The sequence below is a fragment of the Mesorhizobium sp. BR-1-1-10 genome, from assembly GCF_020165595.1.
In the GTDB taxonomy this organism is placed as follows: domain Bacteria; phylum Pseudomonadota; class Alphaproteobacteria; order Rhizobiales; family Rhizobiaceae; genus Mesorhizobium; species Mesorhizobium australicum.
Genome location: NZ_JAIUIL010000001.1, coordinates 488,198 through 503,340, shown reverse-complemented (window position 1 = coordinate 503,340; position 15,143 = coordinate 488,198). Strand labels below are relative to the sequence as shown.

Sequence of the window (15,143 nt, the reverse complement as noted above, 5' to 3'; positions counted from 1 at the left end):
ACTTCATCTGGCGCCTCCAGTTGCCGCTGCGCTGCCAGCTTCCGCGGCCGGCGTCGATCCGCCGGGTGCGGTCTCGTCCGTATTCCTGCAGTCTCTTGCCTGCGGCGCCCGTGGGACGTTTGCATTTAGCAGGTCGCATTCGCCGCTTTTAGCGGAACCGCGCCCCATCCATTCCGGTACACCCTTGTCCGCGATCATTTGGATGGCATCCTCTATCGGAATGCGGGCTATGCCGGCCTTATGATCGATCCATCCGGTCTTTTCCAGTTGCGCCTTCTCGCGCGCCAGGAGCATCCCCAGCGCATCTTCGCCGTCGCGCTGCAGAGTAGGGGAACGATCATTGTCCTCGAAAGCGCGACCGAGGGGTGGCTGTCGCGGAGTGGTGTCGAAAAGGAGCGCGAGCACGCCGAGCGTTACGCCGAGGAACACGACGAACCCGGCTGAAGACCACAGCAGGATTCGCGCCGATACGTCGCGACTTTCGGGTTGGCGCCTGTTCGGTTCAGCCATTGATCGGCGCTCTTGATGCGAGACGGTCAATAAGGCGCGGCGACCCCGCAGCAGCCAGAAGCAAGCCGCACAGAGCCGCAAAGGCGGCAACGTCGATCCACGCATAGTGCAGTGAGGTCTCTGAAAATGCCGGCCGCACGCGCCAGACGAGGTCTAGGGCATGACCGGCGAGAACAACTGCGGCGAGGACGGCGACGGCGTTTCGGCTGCGCTTGAGGCCTCGCGACAAGAATGCTGTGACCGCAACGGCGTGGCAAGCGACCATAACCCACGTCGCAATTTGCCACCCGTTCTTGCCGCGGGCAACGTACCAGTGAATCTCGTCTGGCAGGTCCGCCGCCCAGACGATGAGGTACTGCATATAGACAAGATAGACCCAGCCGAGAACGAAGCCGAACAGCATGTTGCACGTGTCCTCAGTGATGAGCACGCCCCTCTTGCCGCCTTGTGGAATGCTTTCTGTCAGCCCGAGCGACATCAGCAGTGTTGCCAGGGCCAAAGCACCAGACATCTGGCCGGAGGTCTCGATCATTCCGTACACCGTCGAGACGAACTGCGGTTCCAGCGCCAGCATCCAGTCCACGGAGAACATCAGGACGCTCAACCCATAGATGACGAGGCCGACAGCCGCCCAGCGGCCACGGCGGGCGGAGGGTCGGCTTTTCGCCCCATCCGAACTGATTGACATAGCCAGCGACCACAGCCATAGCCAGGCAACCGCGCAACTGGCAGCACGCAACAAGAAGAATGGCACGTTGAGATACGCCAGCTTGAGTTGCACCTTTTCGGGCAATTCTTCTGCGGGAAGGTGTGCCCAGGCGAATACCGGGTGCAACGCCAACAGCAACGGCAGCATCATGGCCAGTGCGACTGGCAAGGTGGCGGCGATAGTGCGCAGCCAGGGTCGCAGGGCGCGCCCCCAGTCGCCGCCGGTGAGCACATGGATCATCAGCAGGGCAATGGCTCCGAGCGGCAACCCGAGGATGAACAGAGCGGCCGTCCACCACGCGGCGGCGACCTGCATCGGTGCCAGGAACAAGCCGAACGCGCAGCCCGCGAGACCTGCAAGGCCGACTATGCCGGCCACAGGCGCGGCGCGCTGCAGGATAAGCTCGTTCATTGTGTCGCGCTCCCCTCGATCTTCTCGCGCACCGCGGTCGGCAATTCCGCCAGCCGGGCATGCTGCGAGAGCTGAAGTGCGCGCACATAGGCTACGATCGCCCAGCGGTCAGCTGGCGGAACCCGATCCGCATAGGAGTACATCACGCCGTAGCCACGGGTTATGACATCGTAAATATGCCGGTTGGAGACTTGCAGCAGGGCATCCTGATGGTAGGTGGGCGGTGACGGGAAGCCGCGTTGCACGATCATCCCTTGCCCGTCCCCCGAGAGCCCGTGGCAGGGCGAACAGAATATGTCGAAGCGTTCCCTGCCGTGTTGAAGCAGAGCCATGTCTATTTTCTGCGGGATATCGCTTGGCGTTGGGGAGATGTCGGTGTCGCGCCGCACCGTTCCGGGAACCGGCTGCCTGGCCGACGCGCCGTCGGGAAATGTTGCCGCCGATGCGAGCGGATCATAGCGTGGCTGGTCCGACATCGCCTGCTTTTGGCAGCCTGCCAGCAGGCCCGAGCACACGAGGACCGCCGTGGTCCCGAGGCGCAGCCCGCCAAAGCAGCGGCGGATGCGTGGGGCGGAGGTCATGGCTTCACCAGTTCGATATGGTGTGCGCCCAGCCGCTTGAGCAGGTTTCGCGCGGCCACCGGCCTGAACAGCGGGTCCGAGGCCTTGAGCAGCAGGTGGAAACGACCGCCAGAACCATAGCTGAAGTCAGACACGCCGAAGACGGGATGGTGGTAACGAGGCAAGCCGTTGGCCGCGAGCATCCCCACAAACCCGGCAATGGCCGCTCCGAGAACGCCGGCTTCGAAGGCAAGGACGAGATAGGCCGGCCATGCATTCATCGGCCGGCCCCCGACGTTGATCGGATAGTCGATCTCGACCGAGTACAGGATAAGCAAATAAGCGGCCGCGGCCCCGAGCAGACCGCCCGCCAGCACAACATAGGGCAATCTCGTACGACGCGCTCCCAGCTTCTCGGGCAGACCCTCGATGGGGTAGGGCGAGAAGGCATCCAACCTGGTGTAGCCGAACTCGCGCAGGGACTGGACCGCGCTGCTCAGGCTTTCCGGCGTCGGAAAAGTCGCCATCATTCCATACGGCTGAGGGGCGCTCATGCTTTCCCCACCGTTTGCTCATGCGCCAGCTCCTCGACTTCGAAGATGGTCACCGCAGGGAGAATTCGGATGAACAGAAACACCAGCGCGAAGAATGTGCCGAGCGAACCAAACAGGATGCCGAAGTCGAGCCAGGTCAGCGACTGCGAGCCCCAGGACGACGGCAGGTAGCCGTTGGCCAGGCTACTGACCACGATGACGTAGCGCTCCGTCCACATACCGACATTTATCAGCAACGAAATTGTCCAAAGGCCCGGCATCCACAACCTGACGCGGGGGAACCACAAGAGCTGCAGGACGCCCACATTGCAGAACATCATCAGCCAGAAGAACCAGGCGTAGGGCCCGAAGGCGCGGCGGAACATCATGACCCGCTCGAAATCCTCGCCCGAGTACCAGGAGAAGAAAATCTCTGAGATGTAGCCGTAAACGACGATCATGCCCGAGGCGATCATCAGCTTGGCGGCATTTTCCATGTGGCGTTTCGTAATGATGTCTTCCAGCTTGAACAGAGTGCGAAGCGGGACGGCAATAGTGACCACCATGGCGAGGCCCGAATACAGCGCCCCAGCAACGAAATAGGGCGGGAATATCGTTGAATGATAGCCGGGCACCAGCGCATAGGCGAAATCAAGCGACACGATCGAATGCACGGACACGACAAGCGGCGCGGCGAGGGCAGCCAACAGATAGTAGACGCTCTGGAAGCGCATCCAATGGTAGGCTGACCCGCGCCAGCCAAGCGCGAGGATACCATAGAACAGCTGCCCCCGGCGCGTTTCAGCGCGGTCGCGCAGGATTGCGAGGTCGGGTATCAGGCCCATGTACCAGAACAGCAGCGACACGGTGGCGTAGGTTGAGATTGCCGCGAAGTCCCAGACCAACGGGCTGCGCCATTGCGGCCAATGCATGTGCGTGTTGGGCAGTGGCAGCAGCCAGTAGAAGAACCACGGCCTGCCAAGGTGCAAAATCGGGAACAGCCCGGCCATCGCCACTGCGAACAGCGTCATGGCCTCTGCAAAGCGGTTGATGGAATCCCGCCAGCTCTGACGCAGGAGAAGCAGCACGGCCGAGATCAAGGTTCCGGCATGACCAATGCCGATCCACCACACAAAGTTCGAGATCATTGTGCCCCAGGCGACCGGGATGTTGATGCCGTATTTCCCGACACCGACAGCGATCAGGTAGACGATCGAGTATAAGAACAGCATCACCAGCATGAAGAAACCAGCAAAGGCGAGCCAGAAATATCGCGGCAATCGGCCTTGCAGTACGATCGAGCCGATGCGCCTGGTGATCTCCTGTTTGGTGTGCCTCCCTTCCAGGACGGCGAGGGAGCCGTCCCGTCGCGCGACGTCAGCCTTTGCCATGGCCGTCCCCTTTCTCCTCCCTCTCGCGGGCAAGCGCCGGGTTCGGGTTCCTGACCTTGCCGAGGTAGGTGGTGCGCGGCCGCGTATTGAGTTCAGCGAGCAATGCGTAGTTGAGCGGCGATGCCTTGACCTGATTGACGGCAGCGTGCCTGTCGTTAAGGTCTCCAAACCAGATCGCCTGCGTTGGGCAGACCTGTTGGCAGGCCGTGACCACCTCGCCGTCTGCTATGGGGCGATTGTCGATTTGCGCATGGATGCGGGCGGCCGCGATCCGTTGCACACAGTATGTACACTTTTCCATCACGCCACGCGAGCGGACCGATACGTTCGGATTGTTGACCGCCTGAAGGAAACCCACCTTTTCCTTGTCGAACTCCTGGTATTCCAGAAAATTGAAGCGGCGTACCTTGTAGGGGCAGTTCTGGGAGCAGTAGCGGGTGCCGATGCAGCGGTTGTAAACCTGGGCGTTGATGCCGTCATGCGTGTGGACCGTGGCGTTCACGGGACAGACCACTTCGCAGGGCGCCTTCTCACATTGCATGCAGGGCACCGGCTGGAACAACGTCTGCGGATCGTCCGGCAGACCTTCATAATAGCGGTCCACGCGCAGCCAGTGCATCTCGTGGCCACGCGCGCACTCTTCCGGGCCGACCGTCGGAATGTTATTTTCCGACTGGCAGGCGGCGACGCAGGCCATGCACCCGATGCAGGCGTTCTCGTCGATCGCCATCGCCCACGCTTCCTGATCATAGTGGTATTCGGGATAGAGCGACTCCTTCGGCTCCGGAGGCGCGCCTGCATTCACGAAGTCGGGATTGTCACGATACTGCGACCAGGTTGCGTGCCGCGCTATAGGACGTCCTTCCATCGCCTGATGTTCTTGCGTCGTCGTAAGCTGCTTGCCCAGGTCGAGCCGCTCGACAGTTGCGCCGCTCAGTGCCCACGGTGAAACCGCCTTCCGCAGCACGAACGCGTCGAATCCGCCTGCAAGATCGGCCACCGGTCCCGCGGAGCGCCGGCCGAATCCGAAGGTTAGCGTCAGACTCCCCTTGGGGTGGCCTGGCGTCAGCCAGACCGGCGCGTCGATGCTGCTTTTGTCGGCGGAAATGCGGATGACGTCGCCATTGGCCAGCTTGTGCAACGCGGCATCTGAGGGCGCCATCAGCGCGGCGTTGCTCCACACCAGCTTGGTAAGGGGACGCGGCAGCTCCTGCAGCCACGCATTGTTGGCAAAACGCCCGTCGCGCAGCCACGGGTCGGGCGCGAAGCGGATTTCCAGGGTCCCGGGGCGATTGGCTTGCTGGGGTGGGGACGCGGTCGGAGTTGTCGGCGGCTGCGTTGCTGCATCCGGTTCGCCGCTCCCCGCCACACAACCGGCTTTCAACGCCTGATCCCAAGCATCGTTCTCCATGCCGGACGAGCGCCAGATTCGCCGAACAAGATCCAGCGCAGACAGATCCTGTTGCTGGAGAAGGACGGCCAATATCTCGTGCACGGTACGACCGGCGAATATAGGGGCAATCGTCGGCTGCATGATCGAAGTCGTGCCGTCGAAGGCACGCAGATCTGACCAGCTCTCGAGGTCGTGGGCGGCGGGGACGTGCCAGCGGGCGAGCCGTGCGGTCTCGTCGACATAGAGGCCGTGATGGACGACATTGGTGATCTTGCCGAACGACTTGCCAATCTCCAGGTCGCCGGGCGCGGTATGGACCGGATTGCAGTCCAAGACGACGGCAGTGTCGATGCGTCCCGCGTATGCATCATCAACGAAACCCGGCAATGCGGCCGCGTCGCCGAGAACTTCGGGCGGCTCGATCAGGCGAAGGGTGACCCCGACCGCGCCGAGCGACTGGTTGGCCAAAAGGGCCTGATGGGCAACATCAGCGCTCACGCCGTTGCCTACGGCGAGCAATGCCCCCGACCCGGCCGACCTCAGATCGTCCGCGGCAGCCCGAAGCCATTGCGGTGCGTCCTCGCCGGCGGCGCTATCGCCCGAAATCAGGGCTGCAAGCCGCCTGCCGAGGCCGTCCAGTTGGCTGGGCCTCACAGCCAGACGATGATCGGCCGAGGCACCCGTAATGGTCGGAGTCGTCTCGATGGCGTATAGCCGGTTCATGCTGCTGCCGGGCCTGGGCGTGCGTCGACGCAAGCCAAATCCGCGTGCATAGGCGAGGTTGCCCGGGCCATCACCCAGGAAGTCATCGTCGAGGCTGACGATGACACTGGCATGCTGCAAATTGTAGATCGGCGACAGCGGGCGGCCAAATGCAGCCGTTGTGGCTTTTGTCATGGCGTTGCCGCCCAGAGCGTCATGGCGATAAAACCGCATCTCCGGAAAAATTGCGCGCAAGTCGCGAAATTGGGCGGCGAGCGTCGGCGATGTTGACGGTCCGGAGAGGACGGCGAGCCCCTTACCCCGGACCTCAGCAAATTGCTTGCGCAGCGCGGTCATTGCGCCGAGGAAAGACCCATAATCGGCGGGAGCGCCGTCCAGCAGCGGGGTCCGAGACCTGTCCGGATCGTAGAGCGAAAGCACCGCCGCCTGCATGATTGCGTCTGTGGCGCCCAAGGACGCGGGATGGTCGGGATTGCCCTCGATCTTGGTCGGCCGCCCCTCGTGCGTCTCGACAAGCACGCCGACGCCGTACCCTTCTCTGGCAAAAGTCGTGGCATAATATTCGGCCCTGCCAGGCACGACGTTTTCAGGCTGACGGACGTAGGGGACGATATCGTCGGCCGGTACGCACGCCGCCAGCCCGCCGAATGAAACCGCGGCGCCTAGAAGCTTGAGGAGCTTGCGCCGATCGAGGCCCGGTCGAAATGTCGCCCAGCCTTCGTCGCGCAAGGACGGGAATTCCGCTTCGACATATTTGCGAAACTCTGGCGCATCGGAGAGTTCGGCCAGGCTTCTCCAGAGCCGAGATTCGTCAGCGGTGACAGACATAGCAATCAGTCATCGTGTGGGGTTCGATGTTCAGCAGTTTTATCAACTTGGCGCGCATTTCCTCGACATTGGGGGGTGGCGTCCAATCGGTGCTGAAGACGGCGTTGGGAGGACGCAGATTATCTTTGGGATCGCGGTGACATCCCAGACACCATTCCATGTCGAGGGGCTCGCTCTTGCGCATCAAGGGCATTTCCTCGACATGGCCGTGACAGGTCACGCAGGCGACGCCCTTGTTGACGTGTATCGAATGGTTGAAGAAGACGAAATCGGCCACCCGGTTCACCCGGTGCCAACGGAGCGGATTTCCGGTTGCCAAGCTCTGCCGAACGGGGGCCAGCATGTCGGCATTTGTCCAAAGCTGCGAGTGGCAGGTCATACACACTTCCGTTGCCGGAAGCCCGGCTGACGACGACACCTCCACGCTGTTATGGCAATAGCGGCAGTCGATACCGAGCTGACCGACGTGATGCTTATGGCTGAATGGAACGGGCTGCGCATCGGCACGTGCAACAAACGTCGACCAATTGACACGCGGGGCAACCGAGACGAGCCCAACCAGGGCCACCAGGCCTGCCAGTCCACCCCAAAGGACAAACCGTGCAACCCCGTTTGCGCCAGGCCGGAAAATCTGTGGCATTCGCTACGCTGACATTTTAGGCGTGAGAAAGAATAACACCTGGAATTTCGGAATGTTCCATCGCCGGAGGCTTCGCAGCCACCGCATCCTAGCCCGAGACAAAATCCTACGAACCTTTTTCACGACCCGCGGTTTAGGCTTGGCGGGAAGGGCTGTGCTCGCTTCCTGAGCGAGACGCGCCTCCTTCAACCGCGCTGTTTTTGCGGCGCGCCTGGCCCGTTCCTCGTCCACAATAAGCGCCGCCGCCGCCGTGGCCTGGTCGTTGCGCCCGTCATCACTGGTCCACGGCATATCAGCGCCTCGCGTTGGCTCGTAGCTTTGGGCATTCCATTTTTGAATCTGCACTGCACGTGACTATGTCGATCGTCCCGAACTCCGGCGTCCCGGATGTGTTCCTGCACGGATGCGAATGCAACGTCTCAGGATTGGTTCGAAGGCGGCAAAGTGTTCCTGCGCTCTCGCTCTGATGTGTATAGAGTTCACCGGCTGTAGCGCGTCGAAGCTGCCCAATTGGATCGGGTCGTCAGGAAGCAGGCGTCAGCCACCGGAACGTACTCAGGAGTAGGTTCGGGGCTGAGGGGCTGATCGCCCGGCCTGTCTGGCGGCGTTCACCACCTCGAAGAGTTGGGCTCGCTGACAGTTACGGCACAGCCATCATGGTGACCGGCCGGGCTGGCATCATCGAAAAGACGAGCCGAGCACCCGACAGAGACAAGCGCTAGGTGTTGTTTCCGTTGGAGGGGCCCCATGCCGGCCGCCGGGTTAAGCCGGGGTGCCTGTTGTGCTATGGTTCGCCTCATGGGAAAGAAGGTGAAGCAGAAACCCAAGCAGAGGGTGAAGCATGCGGACGAACGCCCGCTCAATCGCGAGCGGGCACGAGAAGCTGAGTACTACGCCCGCAAGGTCGGCATCACCAGAGACGAAGCGCTCAGCATCATCCTTGAAGCCCACATGCCGAAGCTTGTCATAGCACGCAAGGACGGCGCGAAGGGGAAGTAGGCATCCAAACAGGCCTTTCCCACTGGGATCCGAAGGAAAAGGGCCACGCCGTCACGCCTGATGTCGCATACGCATGCCACTCGATGAGGGTGCAACTTTCGACGCGCCATCCCTCTGCCCTGTCACGGCAGGGGGGGTCTAAAGCAAAGCCTTCATTCCTCGCTGAATAATCGTCTTCGACAGGAGCGAGGAACGGTTACTCTGTGCGGCGGGAACTCGAGGCCGGCAACAAACCGGGCCTAGGTCGGCAAACGCCACAAGCCGCTCGAAGAGGAGGTCTGAGCCACGAAAAATTCAAACTTGTCCCATTTCCGTTCTCGATTTTGAGCGCGGCGTATTCCGTTTTCAACGCGCACAGCGGAGCGCTGGACCCGGCTTCACGGTATGGGCAGCAAAGCGGCCCGGCATCTTTGGCGGGGACCAGGAACGTGCCGGGCCTAACCGGCGGGGGCGGGGGACGGGCCGCCGGCTGGCTGATAATATATGCCTCCTTTCTAATGGACGAAACGTTCGGAGAAAAAATTCAGCCATTCCGCAACATCAGGCCAGCCGCTCACGGCGAGGCTGCCATCCATTTGCTATAAATGTTCACGTCTGCTTGTCGGCCAGCGGCGTCTTACGATTCGGCGGCACATACTTGGCTTCCAGCCGCACCGCATCCGGCGAGAGGTCACCCTGTCGTCATCGACGTGGCGAAGCTAGCCTATCAGCTCGGTCGGCTTGCCTCGGCGACCTTCGATGTTCGATCCGCGATGGAATGTGGCTGGTTGGACGATGGGATCAAGACGCTCACCCGATGCTCAGTCACCCGCCTGCGCAGGGTCGCGGTAGTGGCGATCTCATCGCCAACCTTGATGCTGCCCTTCGACATACCATTCCGCGCAGCGGGTGGCTACTCAAGCTGTTACTAACAGATGGGCGGCCCAGTTGCCGGGGGTGTGCTTGGCTTGGGGGCCGGCAACCGGGCCATGCCGGAGTTCCTCCCGGCAGAAGGGATCATGGCCTAATATTAGCATTCGTGCAAATACTAGCGGCGCCGGGTTGAAATCAACCCGCTATAGCGTGAGCCATGGCGTTTCCCACACCTATGTCGAAGCCGAAGAACAAAGCTCGTGCTGCCATCTTCGCGGCAAACGCGCCGTAGCGCCCCGCTGGCCTCTGAGGGACTTTCAAGGCGCCGCGATGTCATCGAAGCGTGTCCATGCCGGGCAAAGTATAGGCGGTGAGCGATTGTGTTGAAGCACTACTCGCCTTCGGCTGGCGTAGCCGTTTGAAATTGACGGGATGCAGTATGCATTCCCATGGCGGCCCCGCCTCCTGTATGCTTAGCCGAAAGCACGGAGACCGCTCATGTCGGTGCGCGCCCGCGAACTGTTCAACAGCTATGTCGTCAACACCCTCAACCATCCGGATCTTAAAGGGCTTGGGATTGGAACCCATGTATTCAGCCTTACCCGTTTGGCAAGCGAGGCTGACATCCCAATGGTGGAGGTTGTTGCAGAAGTTGGCCCGATTGCAGCTGCACTTGCAAAGCGCACTATCTAGCCGATGCCCACGCGGACAGGAACGGCCCGCCGTCCGCGTCACCTTCGGTGCCCCAGGCCCGCAGACCGTCAGCAACGCCTTTCACGGCGGTAGAAAGCTAACGGTATCGGGGACAGGCGGACACAGAGGACTGGAGCGCCTAGGATCCGAATGACGGGGTCCAAGGGCTAGTGTCTAGCCAAGGCGCGGCTTAAGACTGCTTGAATCGGCCTGAGGTGAAATGGCCGTACCGATCGCGGTATGGCGCGCGCCAGGACGGTCAGCGTGCGTCGTCTTTGCATCGGACGTCTACTCGAGGTGCTGCGCGCCTATCGCTTCCTGATGAGTTAAGTCTCTAATTTTTCCTGGCCAGCGACTTGGAGGCCAGCGACTTGGAAGATTGCCAGATCGCTTCCACCGTGGCGCTTCGCGTTTTGTCCAAACTGCGATATAGCCGGACCTCAAGATCGAGCGTCCAGGTGGGGTTGCTTGAACAGGCGACGAGACCGCCACTGGAAATGTCTTTTTCGACGAGACTTTCCGGCAGCCAGCAGATGCCTGCGCCAGCTAGCGTCAATTCCTTGAGGCCTGCGCTGATGGTGCTCTCGTGGACCGTCCGACGTCGGAAGGGGGAGTGTTTCGCAAACAGCCTTCCAAGTGCGACGCCAAAAAAAGAGCTATGACCGTAGCCCAGATAGGGCAGCAACAGCTTCGCCGTGTCGGGTTCGTCCAGAATACCTTCAGCTTGCAGTACCGACTTGTCGATGCGCAGTTCCGACGCAGCGACGGGGATCAGCCGGTCCGCACCGATGGTCAAGAATGCGAACCTGTCGCGGTCGAGATGAAACGGCACTTCGCGGTGTGAGTATGTGAGAAAGAAGTCAGTTTCATCATCGGTCAGCGCAGCCAGATTTGCTTCGATGCCCCCCCTGTCGGCAATAAAGGACGTGCCGAACTTACGGGTATTGCGCTGCAGTTCTCGCAGCCAGTCAGGAAAGAACGTGATGGTCAATGTGTGGAGGGCGGCAAAGCGTACCAATCCCTGTTCAGCGGGCGGGCGCAGCGACTCGCGCACCGAATAGAACATCCTAATCGCATCCTGCGCCATGGGAAGAAAATTGCGCCCGGCCGGTGTCAGTTCGGCCGGCATGGTTGCGCGGCTGATGAGCGGTGCTCCGATCCACGTTTCAAGCTGTTTGATGCGTCGACTGAAGGCCGGTTGGGTGACATTACGGGTTTCGGCCGCGCGCGAAAAGCTCGACGTCTCGGCAAGCGTTACGAAATCCTCCAGCCATTTGATTTCCACCAGCCCCCCCTTGTTTGCGGCAGACGCCGGATTGGCCGGTATTTGCCCGGAATCGCCAATGTATTTCATTCATTCGCGAGCTATGCAAATCTTGCATGAGACGTTGCAAAAACCGAATTGGCCACGGACCGGCAGAGGCCGCACCCTGATACGAACAAGCTGGCGGCAAGCCGGCATTCGGGAGGAAGCCATCTCGGATTCTGTCGTGGTTCGGTGAAATTTCCGCGACCACAACTGCCAGGGACACGCCTCAGTTGGAGTGTCACACCGGAGACGTTGTGGAGCAGCGAGTGCCTTTCGGGGGGACACAACCAATATGAGTTCCGTAGATACGGCCGATCTCGTTCTGCATAGCGGCAAAATATGGACAGGTTACGGCAATCCTGTCGCAGAGGCGATTTCAATCCTTGGCAACAAGGTATTGGCCAGTGGCTCGAACGCCGGCATCACAGCGTCTGTCGGCTCAGACACGAAGGTAATCGATCTGGGGGGACGCTTTGCGATGCCCGGCCTGAACGACGCGCATCTGCATCTGATCTCGACGGGCCTTCTGCGCGGCAAGGTCGATGCGACACCGGATGCCGCGCCGACCCGCAGCGCGCTGGTTGCCGCACTCCAGGCGCGTGCCGCCGCAACCCCCAAGGGCGAATGGGTAACCGCGCGCGGATTTGACCAGACCCGCTATCCGGACGGCTTGATGCCCACGGCGCTGGAACTGGACGCGGCCTTACCCGATCATCCTGTATCGGTCACGCGCGCCTGCGGCCATGTCACCATCGTCAATTCCTTGGCGCTGGCGCAGGCGGGGATCGACAGCGCAACGCCCAATCCGGATGGCGGCCTTATCGGGCGCGAGAACGGGCAACTGACCGGAATGCTGGCGGAAAACGCTCAGAACCTCGTCTATGACGTCCAACCGACGCCCCCGCTTGCCCAGCTCATCGACGCCATCGAAGCGGGCGGCCACCATCTTTTGCAATTCGGGATCACGTCTTGCATGGATGCGGCTGTCGGCCAGGTCGATGGCATGACCGAGATCGAGGCTTATCGGCAGGCCGAGCGCAGCGGCCGGCTGCCGGTTCGGGTCTGGGCTACGCTTCTGGGCGATCCCGGTTCGTCCATCGTCGAGTCATGTCATGCGATGGGGCTTGTCACTGGCCACGGCAGCGACATGTTCCGCATAGGCGGCGTGAAGATATTCACGGACGGCTCGGCAGGCGGGCGAACGGCCTGGATGCGCCAGCCCTATGTCGGCCAGCCTGACAATGTCGGGATTCAGATGCTGTCCGACGCCCAGTTGTTCGAATTGGTCGACCGCTACGCAGCACTTGGCTATACGCTAGTCTGCCATGGCATCGGCGATGCCGCCATCGACCAACTCGTGCGCGCCTATGAGCTTGTGCGTGCCGCAAATCCGAAACACACGAGCCGCCACCGCATCGAGCATTGCGGCTATGTCGACGATGCCCTAAACCAGCGCATGTTGAAGGCGGGCGTCGTGCCCGCGCCGCAGCAGGCCTTCATCTACGATTTCGGCGACGCCTACGTCTCGGTTCTCGGGCCGCAGCGCGGGTTGGGCTCCTATCCGATCGGGACCTGGGATCGTCTGGGGATGAAGCCGTCCACCGGCAGCGATTCGCCAGTCTGTTCGCCCAATCCTTTTCCGGACCTCTACGCCATGCTGACGCGCAAGACGTACAAGGGCACGGTGATGGACGCTTCCGAGATACTGACGCCCGAACAGGCCTTGCGCGCCTATACGGAAAATGGCGCCTATTCCCAGAGTGCGGAAAGCGTCAAAGGCCGGCTGGAGCCCGGAATGCTGGCGGACATCGCCGTGTTTTCGAACGATCTCTTGAGCGCCGCGCCTGAAAAAATCCTGCGGGAAACGCGTTGCGAGATGACCATCCTGGATGGGCGCATCGTCTATGACAGAGGTTGAGTTGTTCGCCCAGGCCGGTCCGACCCCAACAGGAAGACAAGTAACGAACCACACAGGGAGGAACTAGGATGTGGATCCGATTTGGACTGGTAGCAGCGCTTGCGCTCGGGACGGCGACCGCCGCGCTGGCGCAGGACGCAACCCCCAAGGATGGCGGGACATTCGTGTACGTCGCGCCCTATGGAAATTCGATCACATCGCTCGACATCACGGCGACACCGCATACGCAAGACGAGATCGTCGCCAAAGCGATGAATCGCTCGCTCTACAAATGGAACCCGGAAAGCGGCAAACCCGAGCTTGATCTTGCAGAATCGGTCAAGAAGTCGGCCGATGGCAAAACCTATACCTACAAGCTCAGGGAAGGGACCTTCCACAACGGCGACAAACTCGACGCCGATGATGTGCTCTGGTCCTACAACCGTCTGGCCGATCCCAAGAAGGCGTTGCCAGGTGCCGAGCAAATGCTGCAAATCGCCGGCGTTGCCGAATTCCAGGCAGGCAAAGCCGACCACGTTTCAGGGCTGAAGAAGATCGATGACAGGACCGTCGAGATCACCTTCATCAACCTGGCCGATCCGGGCTGGAACCTGATGTCAAACTATGCGCCGATCTACTCCAAGGATTATCCGGAAGATCAGCTCGCCTCGAAGCCAAACGGTCTTGGCCCGTTCAAGCTGGTCAACTACGTTCCTGGCTCGAAGGTCGAATTCGAGAAGTTCGACGGCTATTATGAGAAGGGCAAGCCGCACCTCGACAAGCTTGCCATCATGCTGATGGGGGAAGCCTCGGCTCGTGACGTCGCTTTCCGCAACAGCGAAATTGATGCCAACGTTCTCGGACCAGTGCAATATGAAGCCTATGGACAGGATCCGGCGCTGAAGGATCACATCCTTGAAGTGGCCGAAGTCTACACGCGCAATATCGGCTTCAACACGAAGATCGAAGCGTTCAAGGACAAACGCGTCCGGCAAGCCATCAACTATGCGATCAACAAGGACCTGATTGTCGAGAAGTTGCTGAAAAACAAGGCGTATCCCGCGGTATCGTGGCTGCCGAAGTCGTCGCCCGCCTTCGACAAGGAGGCCAAGCCCTATGCTTATGATCCGGAAAAAGCCAAGGAACTGCTGAAGGAGGCGGGATTCGAAACCGGCCTAAAGTTCTCGGTGACCGCGACTTCGAATGAAAGCTGGGGCTTGCCGATCGTCGAGGCGATCATCCCCATGTTGGCGAAAGTAGGCGTCGAAGTCACGACAGACCCCGTGGAAAGCTCCGTCCTGTCCGACAAAATCCTGTCCGACAAATTCGAATCCTATATCTGGTCGAATTCGTCAGGTCCCGATCCACTGAAGTACCTGACCTGCTTCTATTCGAAAACCCCGCAGACCGCCTGCAATTACGTCAAGTTCTCCAATGCCGACTTCGACAAGCTGATTGACGAGGCAGGCGATGAAACCGATGAGGCCAAGCAGAACACTCTTCTGAAGAAGGCGAACAACCTACTGCAGGAAGAGGCACCTATCTGGTTCTTCAACTACAACAAGGCCGTGATGGCCTATCAGCCATGGGTCCACGGTTTGAAGCCGAACGCCATGGAATTGGCCATCCAGGACTACGAAGATATCTGGATCGACGACAGCGCGCCGGCGTCGCGCAAGTAGCGGGGTGAACTAG

12 protein-coding genes are annotated in these 15,143 nt (G+C 60.7%); 4 read left to right on the top strand and 8 right to left on the bottom strand.

The window, feature by feature from the left end:
* Positions 1-3: 3 nt before the first annotated feature.
* From LB555_RS02275 to LB555_RS02245, 7 genes are read right to left on the bottom strand one after another with little or no spacing between them, the layout of a single operon-like run.
* On the bottom strand, positions 4-510 hold the full coding sequence (locus LB555_RS02275; RefSeq protein WP_224682211.1) for a hypothetical protein: 507 nt from the start codon (positions 508-510) through the stop codon (positions 4-6).
* Entirely contained in the window at positions 503-1,630 is a 1,128-nt protein-coding gene (locus tag LB555_RS02270; protein WP_224682210.1) for a hypothetical protein, read from the bottom strand. The genes LB555_RS02275 and LB555_RS02270 overlap by 8 nt, the downstream gene beginning before the upstream one ends.
* A complete protein-coding gene (locus LB555_RS02265) occupies positions 1,627-2,211 on the bottom strand; it encodes a c-type cytochrome (RefSeq protein ID WP_140877180.1) in 585 nt (194 codons plus the stop codon). Before LB555_RS02265 ends, LB555_RS02270 begins: the two co-directional genes overlap by 4 nt.
* Entirely contained in the window at positions 2,208-2,744 is a 537-nt protein-coding gene (locus tag LB555_RS02260) for a DUF3341 domain-containing protein (protein ID WP_140877182.1), read from the bottom strand. Before LB555_RS02260 ends, LB555_RS02265 begins: the two co-directional genes overlap by 4 nt.
* Complete coding sequence (gene nrfD, locus LB555_RS02255; protein WP_140877184.1) at positions 2,741-4,114, bottom strand: NrfD/PsrC family molybdoenzyme membrane anchor subunit; 1,374 nt, start codon at positions 4,112-4,114, stop codon at positions 2,741-2,743. The genes LB555_RS02260 and nrfD overlap by 4 nt, the downstream gene beginning before the upstream one ends.
* Complete coding sequence (locus LB555_RS02250; protein WP_140877186.1) at positions 4,101-7,058, bottom strand: TAT-variant-translocated molybdopterin oxidoreductase; 2,958 nt, start codon at positions 7,056-7,058, stop codon at positions 4,101-4,103. The genes nrfD and LB555_RS02250 overlap by 14 nt, the downstream gene beginning before the upstream one ends.
* Positions 7,042-7,698: a cytochrome c3 family protein gene (locus LB555_RS02245; RefSeq protein ID WP_140877188.1), complete on the bottom strand. Its 657-nt coding sequence runs from the start codon at positions 7,696-7,698 to the stop codon at positions 7,042-7,044. The genes LB555_RS02250 and LB555_RS02245 overlap by 17 nt, the downstream gene beginning before the upstream one ends.
* A 798-nt stretch (positions 7,699-8,496) precedes the next feature.
* Between LB555_RS02245 and LB555_RS02240 the strand changes: the two genes are divergently transcribed.
* Together LB555_RS02240 and LB555_RS02235 are read left to right on the top strand one after the other, a co-directional pair.
* Complete coding sequence (locus tag LB555_RS02240; RefSeq protein WP_140877190.1) at positions 8,497-8,697, top strand: hypothetical protein; 201 nt, start codon at positions 8,497-8,499, stop codon at positions 8,695-8,697.
* A gap of 1,350 nt (positions 8,698-10,047) precedes the next feature.
* Entirely contained in the window at positions 10,048-10,242 is a 195-nt protein-coding gene (locus LB555_RS02235) for a hypothetical protein (RefSeq protein WP_140877192.1), read from the top strand.
* 334 nt (positions 10,243-10,576) lie between these two features.
* On the opposite strand, the gene LB555_RS02230 is transcribed toward LB555_RS02235, so the two are convergent.
* On the bottom strand, positions 10,577-11,527 hold the full coding sequence (locus LB555_RS02230) for a LysR family transcriptional regulator (protein ID WP_140877698.1): 951 nt from the start codon (positions 11,525-11,527) through the stop codon (positions 10,577-10,579).
* A gap of 316 nt (positions 11,528-11,843) precedes the next feature.
* Between LB555_RS02230 and LB555_RS02225 the strand changes: the two genes are divergently transcribed.
* Both LB555_RS02225 and LB555_RS02220 read left to right on the top strand, forming a co-directional pair.
* Positions 11,844-13,469 carry an amidohydrolase gene (locus LB555_RS02225; protein WP_224682208.1) on the top strand — a complete coding sequence of 542 codons (1,626 nt, stop codon included), beginning with the start codon at positions 11,844-11,846 and terminating at the stop codon, positions 13,467-13,469.
* Between the two features lie 68 nt (positions 13,470-13,537).
* Complete coding sequence (locus tag LB555_RS02220; RefSeq protein WP_140877197.1) at positions 13,538-15,130, top strand: ABC transporter substrate-binding protein; 1,593 nt, start codon at positions 13,538-13,540, stop codon at positions 15,128-15,130.
* Positions 15,131-15,143: the final 13 nt, after the last annotated feature.

What these genes read in the sequence shown, in the direction of transcription:
- LB555_RS02275 (WP_224682211.1), bottom strand. Translation starts at nt 510, where the DNA reads ATGGCTGAACCGAACAGGCGCCAACCCGAAAGTCGCGACGTATCGGCG.
- LB555_RS02270 (WP_224682210.1), bottom strand. Translation starts at nt 1,630, where the DNA reads ATGAACGAGCTTATCCTGCAGCGCGCCGCGCCTGTGGCCGGCATAGTC.
- LB555_RS02265 (WP_140877180.1), bottom strand. Translation starts at nt 2,211, where the DNA reads ATGACCTCCGCCCCACGCATCCGCCGCTGCTTTGGCGGGCTGCGCCTC.
- LB555_RS02260 (WP_140877182.1), bottom strand. Translation starts at nt 2,744, where the DNA reads ATGAGCGCCCCTCAGCCGTATGGAATGATGGCGACTTTTCCGACGCCG.
- nrfD (WP_140877184.1), bottom strand. Translation starts at nt 4,114, where the DNA reads ATGGCAAAGGCTGACGTCGCGCGACGGGACGGCTCCCTCGCCGTCCTG.
- LB555_RS02250 (WP_140877186.1), bottom strand. Translation starts at nt 7,058, where the DNA reads ATGTCTGTCACCGCTGACGAATCTCGGCTCTGGAGAAGCCTGGCCGAA.
- LB555_RS02245 (WP_140877188.1), bottom strand. Translation starts at nt 7,698, where the DNA reads ATGCCACAGATTTTCCGGCCTGGCGCAAACGGGGTTGCACGGTTTGTC.
- LB555_RS02240 (WP_140877190.1), top strand. Translation starts at nt 8,497, where the DNA reads ATGGGAAAGAAGGTGAAGCAGAAACCCAAGCAGAGGGTGAAGCATGCG.
- LB555_RS02235 (WP_140877192.1), top strand. Translation starts at nt 10,048, where the DNA reads ATGTCGGTGCGCGCCCGCGAACTGTTCAACAGCTATGTCGTCAACACC.
- LB555_RS02225 (WP_224682208.1), top strand. Translation starts at nt 11,844, where the DNA reads ATGAGTTCCGTAGATACGGCCGATCTCGTTCTGCATAGCGGCAAAATA.
- LB555_RS02220 (WP_140877197.1), top strand. Translation starts at nt 13,538, where the DNA reads ATGTGGATCCGATTTGGACTGGTAGCAGCGCTTGCGCTCGGGACGGCG.